General features: G+C 64.2%; 4 protein-coding genes and 1 pseudogene. 3 read left to right on the top strand and 2 right to left on the bottom strand.

Features of this window, described 5'->3' with window-relative positions; all coding sequences use genetic code 11:
• Window positions 1-268: 268 nt before the first annotated feature.
• The gene (locus IVA82_RS40085) at window positions 269-1,156 is read right to left on the bottom strand and encodes a 50S ribosomal protein L11 methyltransferase (protein ID WP_247388728.1); all 888 of its coding nucleotides are present in this window, start codon (window positions 1,154-1,156) and stop codon (window positions 269-271) included.
• Window positions 1,157-1,310: 154 nt separating this feature from the next.
• On the opposite strand from IVA82_RS40085, the gene IVA82_RS40080 reads away from it, so the two are divergent.
• Entirely contained in the window at window positions 1,311-1,475 is a 165-nt protein-coding gene (locus IVA82_RS40080) for a Flp family type IVb pilin (protein WP_187436426.1), read from the top strand.
• Between the two features lie 269 nt (window positions 1,476-1,744).
• Here IVA82_RS40080 and IVA82_RS40075 read toward each other — a convergent pair whose 3' ends face one another.
• Window positions 1,745-3,355: an NAD(P)/FAD-dependent oxidoreductase gene (locus IVA82_RS40075; RefSeq protein ID WP_247388729.1), complete on the bottom strand. Its 1,611-nt coding sequence runs from the start codon at window positions 3,353-3,355 to the stop codon at window positions 1,745-1,747.
• A 288-nt stretch (window positions 3,356-3,643) separates the two neighbouring features.
• Between IVA82_RS40075 and IVA82_RS40070 the strand changes: the two genes are divergently transcribed.
• Window positions 3,644-5,923, top strand: coding sequence for a fused MFS/spermidine synthase (locus IVA82_RS40070; RefSeq protein WP_247388730.1), 2,280 nt, complete (start codon window positions 3,644-3,646; stop codon window positions 5,921-5,923).
• A gap of 82 nt (window positions 5,924-6,005) precedes the next feature.
• Window positions 6,006-6,209, top strand: a pseudogene (locus tag IVA82_RS40065) (hypothetical protein); the annotation flags it as partial.

The raw sequence follows: 6,209 nt of genomic DNA, 5'->3' as shown, positions 1-6,209 counted from the left end.
GGCCGACCCCAACCCTCCCCCGCAAGCGGGAGAGGGAGCCCACTGCCGATGTCGCCGCATCGTGCACCCATATGCGATTGTCCTGCCGCTTGCGGGGAGAGGTCGATCGCGAAGCGATCGGGTGAGGGGAGTTCCGCGAGTCCAACTGTCACCGTCCCTGGGGAGACGTTCCCTCACCCCAACGCTCTCAGCGCGGGTGAAGCTCGTCGTTTCCCCCAAGCGCGGCGAGGCGGTGCACCGCCGACGCGGATGCGCCTTCGATCGCATTTCACCCCATCTTCCGCAGCAACAGGCTGCTCCACCCCTCGATCCGCAAATGCCGCAGCGGCACCAGGCCGCGCGCGCGATAGGCGGCGATCACGGCGGGCGCCTGATGCGTCAACAGGCCGGAGAGGATGACGCGCCCGCCGGGCGCCAGGTGTCGCGTCATCGGGCCCGCCAATTGCCGTAATGGATTGGCAAGGATGTTGGCCAGCACCAGGTCGAACGGGCCGCATCTGCCGAAATCCGGCGCGCCGAAGCCGGTGGCGCGGATGACCCGGACATGGTTACCAACTTCATTCAGTGCGGCGTTTTCCGCGGCCACCCGCACCGAGAGCGGGTCAATGTCGGAGGTCAGCACCTTCCGGTGCAGCGCCTTGGCCGCCGCCATCCCCAGCACGCCGGTGCCGGTGCCGAGATCGAGCAGGCTCCTTGGCTTGGAACTCTTCAGGACATGGTCAAGCAGCAGTAAACAGCCGCGGGTGGTGCCGTGATGGCCTGTGCCGAAGGCGAGCGCGGCCTCGATCTCGATTGCGAGTTTGTTCGGCGTCACGCGGTCGCGGTCGTGGCTCCCGTGTACGACGAAGCGCCCGGCCGGCACCGGCACCAGATCTTCCAGGCTGGCCTTGACCCAGTCCTTGGCTTCGACCGTATCCAAGGTGAGGGTGGCGGCGATCTCGTTTCCAGCTGAAGTTGCAACGAGTTCGCGCAGCAATGCCTGGTCCGGCGCATCGGCGAAATGCAAGGTGACATCCCATTGTCCGTCCGGCCGCTCGTACGCCGCGATCGCCGCATCGCCCTCGAAAAGCAATTCGGTGAGCAGGTCGACAACACGCTTGGCCGCGGCCTCGTTGCCGATCGAAAAGCTGGCGCGATGGGTTGGCGAGGGCTGCATCTTAGGGTTCCGCTGAGTTCAATTTTTGGAACTTTTGTTCCCAATTTCCGCACAACTTGCAATTTGCGGATTAACCCATCCGCAGGTTGTATCCAGTAAATTCACGGGTGTTGGAACCAATTAACACAGCTTTAAATGGAAATGGAGGCGAGTCTTGAAGCGCATGGTCTTGAAGTTCTGGTCGGACGAGTGCGGAGCTACCGCGATTGAATACGGGCTGATTGCAGCCGGTATCGCGCTCGCGATCATCACCGTGGTGAACAGCCTCGGTACCACTATGAACGAAAAGTTCACTTCGATTAGCTCCTCCTTGAAGTAATTTCCGCCTCCCGTTTCCCAGCGGGCTACTTTCTTCATAGGCTGATTCCTGACGAACGCCCGCCGAGGATTTCTCTCCCCTGGCGGGCGCCGTCGTTTTTGGGCGCACTTGGCGTCCACAAGCTATCCACCGGCCGCTGCTAGGTTGTCCACCGCCTTATCCCTCGGTTTCCGACCGGATTTCCCCTGCTGGTCCCGGTCGGCGTTGTGCAAATGTCCACCGGGCTGGACACAGACCTTTCGACAGCCTGTCCACAGCTCATCCACAGACTATCCACGGTTTCCGAACAGCGCGCGATGATCCCTCAAGATCGCCTGCGCGGCGTTGTGGCCGGGCGCGCCGGTGACACCGCCGCCGGGGTGGGCGCCGGAGCCGCAGTGGTAGAGGCCTCTCACGGGCCCGCGGTAATCGGCATGGCCCAGCATAGGCCGCGCCGAGAACAGTTGGTTCAGCGTCAGCGCACCATGAAAAATGTCACCGCCCAAAAGGCCGAACTGCCGTTCGAGGTCGAGCGGGGAGAGAATCTGGCGGCCGAGCACGCTCGTCGCAAAGCCCGGCGCGTAACTGTCCACGGTCGCGATCATGAGATCGGCGACCTCTTCGCGATGACTATCCCAGGATCTGCCGTCGGGCAGCTCGGGCGCGACGTGCTGACAGAACAGGCTTGCGACATGCTTGCCCGCCGGCGCGAGCGTATCGTCGAGCGTCGAGGGGATCAGCATCTCGACAACAGGCGCGCGGCTCCAGCCCTGCGCGCGCGCATCGAGATAAGCGCGGTCCATGTAGCCGAGGCTCGGCGCCAGGATGATGCCGGAGGTCAGATGATCGCCGTCGCCCGGTAGCGCCGTGAAGGAGGGCAAGCGGTCCAGCGCGACGTTCATGCGGAACGTGCCGGAGCCGTTCTTCCAGTGACGGATGCGGGCAAGGAAGTCCGCGGGCAGGGCGTCCGCCGCGACCAGCCGCGTATAGAGCAGCTTTGGATTGACGTTGGCCGCGACATATTTCGCGCGGATGGCCGTGCCGTTGTCCAGCACCACGCCGACGGCGCGCTCGCGCTCGACGATCACCTCGCGCACGCCCGCATCCGTGTCGATCATCACGCCCCGGTTGCGCGCGGTGCGCGCCATCGCCTGCGTGATCGCGCCCATGCCGCCAATGGCATGGCCCCAGACGCCCTTCTTGCCGTTCACCTCGCCGAAGGCGTGGTGCAGCATCACATAGGCCGAGCCCGCCGCGTAGGGGCTGGCATAATTGCCGACGATGGCGTCGAATCCGAACAGCGCCTTGACCAGATCGTGCTCGAACCGCTCGTCCAGTATCTCGCCGGCCGACCGGGTGAAGAGATCGAGCAGGCTGCGGCTTTGCTCCAGCGTCAATCCGCGCAGGATGTTGGCCGTCTTCAACGCGTTGATGCCCTCGCGGATCGCAGCCGTGCCGAAGCTGGCGAGAAGGTTCGGCGGCGCTCGCAGCACGAACTGCCGCAGCACGTCCGCGATGTCTTCCAGCTCGCGCGAAAAGCCGTCGAGCGCGGCCGCGTCATGCGTGCTCAGCCGCGCGACAGATTCTTTCGTCCGTCCCTCGCCGGTGATGAGATAGCTGCCGTCGGGCGCGGGGAGGAAATTCTGCACGCGCCGCTCGACGATTCGCAGGCCCTGCTCGGCGAGCTTGAGGTCGCGGACCACCTGCGGATTGAGCAGGCTTACGGTGTAGGCCGCGACCGAGTTGCGGAAACCCGGATGGAATTCTTCCGTGACCGCGGCCCCGCCGACCACCTTGCGGCGCTCGACGACGTGCACGCGCAGGCCTGCCATCGCGAGATAGGCCGCGCAGGTGAGGCCGTTATGGCCAGCGCCGATGATGACGACGTCGGTTTCAGTCATGATTTTCCTGGTGTCATTATTCCGGGGCGCGCTTCAGCGCGAAACCCGGAATCTCGAGATTCCGGGTTCGATGCTCCGGGCCGCGCTTCGCGGTCCCGTCGCATCGCCCCGGAATGACACCTCTATATCAGGCATTCCCCGTTGCAACATCACGACACCATTTATTGCCCGTTCAGGCGCCTTGTGCTCCATTGCGCGCGTCCGGCGCCCGCCGGGGGAGTTATACGACGCGTTTTCTCGCGCGAACCGGTGCCCACTTCGCTGGAAAACGCCTTTGCTGGAGCTTCCATGGATTCGATCGTGCAACCCGCCGCCACGGAGCATCCGTCCTCGTCCCGCAACCGGCTGCTGCTCACGGTCTACACGGCCGCGATCTTCGTCAGCGCGCTGCTGCTGTTCTCGGTGCAGCCGTTGTTCACGAAAATGGTGCTGCCGCGGCTCGGTGGCTCGCCCGCGGTGTGGTCGGTGGCGATGGTGTTCTTCCAGTCGCTGCTCCTCGCAGGCTATGCCTATGCGCATCTGTTGATGCAGGTCAAAAACCGCGTTGTTCCCATCGTGGTGCATCTGCTGCTGCTGATATTGGCTTTCGCCACCCTGCCGCTCGGCATCGCCGGCGCCTACGGCGAGCCGCCGGCTTCCGGCTATGCGTTCTGGCTGCTCGGTCTGTTCGTGGTGTCGATCGGCCTGCCGTTCTTCGCGCTCGCGGCCAACAATCCGCTGCTGCAAGCCTGGTTCGTCCGCACCGGTCATCCCGCCGGGCATGATCCCTATTTCCTTTATGCCTCCTCCAACATCGGCAGCTTCCTCGCGCTGTTGTCCTATCCGTTCCTGCTGGAGCCGATGTTCACGCTGCACGCGCAGAACCGGTTCTGGACGGCCGGCTACGGCCTCTTGATTCTCCTGATCGCCGCCTGCGGCGTGCTGCTGTTGCGCTCGCCGAAGCTCGCTGTGACGGAGGCGCGAACCGAGAATGCGAATGCGCCGGCGCCGCGTCTCGTGACGCGGCTGCGCTGGATCTTCCTTGCCGCGGTGCCCTCGGGCCTGCTCATCGCCGTGACCGCGCACATCTCGACCGACGTCGCGGCGGCGCCGCTTTTGTGGGTGTTGCCGCTGTCGCTGTATCTGCTCACCTGGGTGGTGGTGTTCCAATCGCGGCCGCTGCTGCCGCACAAATGGATGCTGATGCTCCAGCCCGTCGCGATCGCAGGCGTCATCGTCCTGCTTGCGTTCGGCGGCGAGCAGAACCTGCTGCTCACGCTCGGCGGTCATCAATTGTGCTTCTTCGTCATCGCCATGGCCTGCCATGGCGAATTGGCGCGGACACGGCCGGCCGCAAGATATCTCACCGGCTTCTATGTCGCGCTGTCATTCGGCGGCATGGTCGGTGGCCTGTTCGCCGGACTTCTCGCGCCCTTTACCTTCTCCTGGATCGCCGAATATCCGATCCTGGTCGCGCTCGCCGCGCTGTGCCGTCCCTCGGCGAACGAGCGCTTTGCTGGTCTTGCCAAATGGTACTGGCTGGTGCTCGCCGCGCTCGCACTGGCCCTGGTTGTGCCGTCATACGCCACGGGCAGCCTCTCGACCTTGTTCGAGGACCATCGCGTCTGGGTGGCCGGCGCCGTCGGCGTGCTTGCCGCGCTTCTGGCGCTCGCGCTCAATGCCGGCCGCTGGAAGATCTTTGCCACCGTCGCGCTCGCGCTGGCGCTGATCCGGATCTATCCCGCGGACGAGGGCCGCGTCATCACCGTGCGCAGCTTCTTCGGCGTGCACAAGATCGTGGTGACGCCCGGCGGCTATTTCCACGTGCTGATGCACGGCACCACCATTCATGGCGCCGAGCGCTTCCGCAACGATGACGGCACGCCGGTCACCGGCCGGCCCGAGCCGATCACCTATTATCACAAGGACGGTGGCATCGGTCAGGCCGTCACTGCGATCCGCGAACGCAACGGCGCGCCACTGAAAGTCGCTGCGATCGGCGTCGGATCGGGCACGCTCGCCTGCGCCGCCGAGCCCAGGGAGAGCTGGAAATTCTTCGAGATCGACCAGTCCATGGTCGATGCCGCGCGGGACCCGAAGAACTTTCGTTACATCTCGAGCTGCGCGCCGGACCTGAAGCCGGTGATCGGGGATGCGCGCCTCACATTCGCGAAGGAACCGGATGGCGCCTACGATCTCATCATCGTCGACGCCTATTCGTCGGATGCGATCCCGATTCATCTGGCTACCGAAGAGGCCATGAAGATCTACAAGGACAAGCTTGCCCCGCACGGCGCCGTGGTGATGCACGTCTCCAACCGGCATCTCGATCTCGAGCCCGTCGTGGTCGGCATTGCCGATGCCAACGATCTCAAGAGCTGGGTCTACAATGAGGACTCCGGGCGCGACGCCGACTACATCTTCTCCACCGACGTCGTCATCTCCGCGCGCGAGGCGGCCGATGTCGGCAAGCTCGCGTCCTCCAAGCAATGGGAGGAAACCGAAGCCGACGACAGGGTGCGGGTCTGGACCGACGACTATTCCAACATCCTCGGCGCGCTGTACCGGCGTCTGAAGGAGGGGGAGTGATGGTCGTAGATCCTATGGGGTGGCAGGTGGTCAGAGGGGTAAATTGAGTTTGTGACCACCAACTCACCCTGGAGGATCAACGATGCGTACTGATCACACTGACGCACCCTCCGGAAGCGAGTATGCCACGATTTACTTGGCTTTCGAACTGAGCAAAGCGAAGTGGCAGCTGGGGATAATGATGCTTGGCGCCGAGAAGATGCGTCGTTACCGGATCGATGGCGGGGACATGGCGGCGCTATCTGGCGTGCTTTTGCGGGCTCGAGGGAAGGCCGCGCAGGAGGGC

It is taken from the genome of Bradyrhizobium sp. 142, assembly GCF_023074015.1.
GTDB lineage: Bacteria > Pseudomonadota > Alphaproteobacteria > Rhizobiales > Xanthobacteraceae > Bradyrhizobium.
The sequence above is the reverse complement of the archived record's forward strand: the minus strand, read 5'-3'. Positions and strand labels throughout refer to the sequence as shown.